At 65.4% G+C, this 2,418-nt stretch carries 3 protein-coding genes; all 3 read right to left on the reverse strand.

Translation table 11 applies throughout. The annotated features are described in order from the left end of the window. Positions 1–905 (reverse strand): histidine--tRNA ligase (gene hisS / locus B8115_RS04885; RefSeq protein WP_051004601.1); only part of this gene is annotated, 905 nt, incomplete at its 3' end. Positions 906–981: 76 nt separating this feature from the next. After that, entirely contained in the window at positions 982–2,097 is a 1,116-nt protein-coding gene (gene ispG, locus B8115_RS04890) for a flavodoxin-dependent (E)-4-hydroxy-3-methylbut-2-enyl-diphosphate synthase (protein WP_010626640.1), read from the reverse strand. Between the two features lies 1 nt (position 2,098). Next, the coding region (locus B8115_RS04895; protein WP_010626641.1) for a DUF4115 domain-containing protein at positions 2,099–2,418 on the reverse strand (320 nt) is incomplete at its 5' end.

The following is a 2,418-nucleotide window of genomic DNA, read 5'->3' on the forward strand; positions in this document are numbered from 1 at the left end:
AGCCGTTCGATGCCCATGGCGAAGCCTACCGCGGGGGTCGGCTTGCCGCCGAGCTGCTCGACCAGGCCGTCGTAGCGGCCGCCGGCACACACGGTACCCTGGCTGCCGAGCGCCGTGGTGGTCCACTCGAACACGGTGCGGCCGTAGTAGTCGAGGCCGCGCACCAGGCGCGGATTGATCACGTAGTCGATGCCAGCAGCCTGGAGCAGGGCGGTGAGGCCCTCGAAGTGCTCCCGCGAGGCGTCGTCGAGATGATCCATCAGCTTGGGCGCATCGGCCAGCATCGGCGCCATGTCCGGGTTCTTGGAGTCGAGGATACGCAGCGGGTTGCTGGTCAGACGGCGCAGGGAGTCCTCGTCGAGCTGGTCGCGGTGCTGCTCGAAATAGGCCACCAGCTTGTCGCGATAGGCGGCGCGCGCCTCGCTGGAGCCCAGCGAGTTGAGCTCCAGAGTGACGTGATCGCTGAGACCCAGCTCCCGCCACAGGCGGGCGGAGAGCAGAATCACCTCGGCATCGATGTCCGGACCTTCCAGACCGAAGGCTTCCACGCCGACCTGATGGAACTGGCGGTAGCGACCCTTCTGTGGACGCTCGTGACGGAACATCGGGCCCTGGTACCACAGCCGCTGGGTCTGGTTGTGCAGCAGGCCGTGTTCCATGGCGGCGCGCACGCAGCTGGCCGTGCCTTCGGGGCGCAGGGTCAGGCTGTCGCCATTACGATCCTCGAAGGTGTACATCTCCTTCTCGACGATATCGGTGACCTCGCCGATGGAGCGGGCGAACAGTGCGGTCTGCTCGACGATGGGCGTGCGGATCTCGGCGTAGCCGTAGCGCTGGGTAAGCGCCTGTACCTTGCCTTCGAAGTACTGCCACAGGGCGGACCGGTCCGGCAATAGGTCGTTCATGCCGCGGATGGCCTGGATCTTCTTCTTGCTGCTGTCGGACTTGCTCAACGATGGCTCCTTGATGGTCAACGGCGGATCAGGCCCCGCGGGCGATCAGATCCTTTTCGGCCTGTTCCTTCTCGCGCACCTTCTCGCGAATCAGGCGCTCCAGGTCGTCGACCAGATGGTCGTTGGTCAGTTTGGTGGCGGGCTTGCCGTCGATGTAGATCAGGTTGTTGGGAGTGCCGCCGGTCAGGCCGATATCACTCTCCTTGGCTTCGCCGGGGCCGTTCACCACACAGCCGATCACCGAGACGTCGAGCGGTGTCATGATATCTTCCAGGCGCTCTTCGAGGGCGTTCATGGTGCCGATGACGTCGAAATTCTGGCGCGAGCAGCTGGGGCAGGCGATGAAGTTGATACCCTTGCTGCGCAGGCGCAGGCTCTTGAGCATGTCGTAGCCGACCTTGATTTCTTCCACCGGGTCGGCGGCCAGGGAGACGCGGATGGTATCGCCGATGCCGTCCATCAACAGCATACCGAGGCCGATCGACGACTTGACGGTACCCGAGCGCAGGCCGCCGGCCTCGGTGATGCCCAGGTGCAGCGGCTGTTCGATCAGCTTGGCCAGTTGGCGATAGGCGGCCACGGCCATGAACACGTCACTGGCCTTGACGCTGACCTTGTACTCCTGGAAGTCGAGGCGGTCGAGGTGGTCGATGTGGCGCATGGCCGACTCCACAAGCGCCTCCGGCGTGGGCTCGCCGTACTTGCGCTGCAGCTCTTTCTCCAGCGAGCCGGCATTGACGCCGATGCGAATCGGGATGCCGTTGTCGCGGGCGGCGGAAACCACGGCGCGCACGCGGTCTTCCTTGCCGATGTTGCCGGGGTTGATGCGCAGGCAGTCGACGCCGAGTTCGGCCACGCGCAGGGCGATCTTGTAGTCGAAGTGGATATCCGCCACCAGCGGTACGTTGACCTGCTGCTTGATGCGGCCGAAGGCTTCGGCTGAATCCATGCACGGCACCGAGACGCGTACGATATCGGCGCCGGCGTCCTCGAGGCGCTGAATCTGGGCCACGGTGGCGGCCACGTCCAGGGTGTCGGTGTTGGTCATGCTCTGCACCGAGATGGGGGCGTCGCCCCCGACCGGTACCTTGCCGACGTGGATCTGGCGCGACTTGCGACGCACGATGGGCGATGGGGAATGCATGTCACTCTCCCAGGGTGAAGCGGGCGACGTTGTTGGCCCCGGCGCGCGCGCGCAGGTCGACGCGCTCGCCGGCCCAGCTCAGTTCGACACCGGTGGCGTTGCCGATGGTCAGGCGAAACGGTGGCTCTCCTTCGACGGTCGCTGTGGTGCCGGGTTCCTGAAGACCGACGAAAACGCGGCTATTGGTGGCGTCGAAGATCTCGGTCCAGGACTGCTCGTTGAAGGTGAGCTGCAGTACGGTGCGGTCGGCGGGCGCCGCCACGTCGGTCGTTTCCGGCTCCTCCTCGGCGACGATGTCCTGGGCCGCGGCTTCCTCGACGA

The organism is Halomonas sp. KM-1 (assembly GCF_000246875.1).
Taxonomy (GTDB): domain Bacteria; phylum Pseudomonadota; class Gammaproteobacteria; order Pseudomonadales; family Halomonadaceae; genus Halomonas; species Halomonas aerodenitrificans.

Bases quoted from the DNA above. Each gene is read 5' to 3' on its own strand.
- ispG (WP_010626640.1), bottom strand. From the start codon at position 2,097: ATGCATTCCCCATCGCCCATCGTGCGTCGCAAGTCGCGCCAGATCCAC.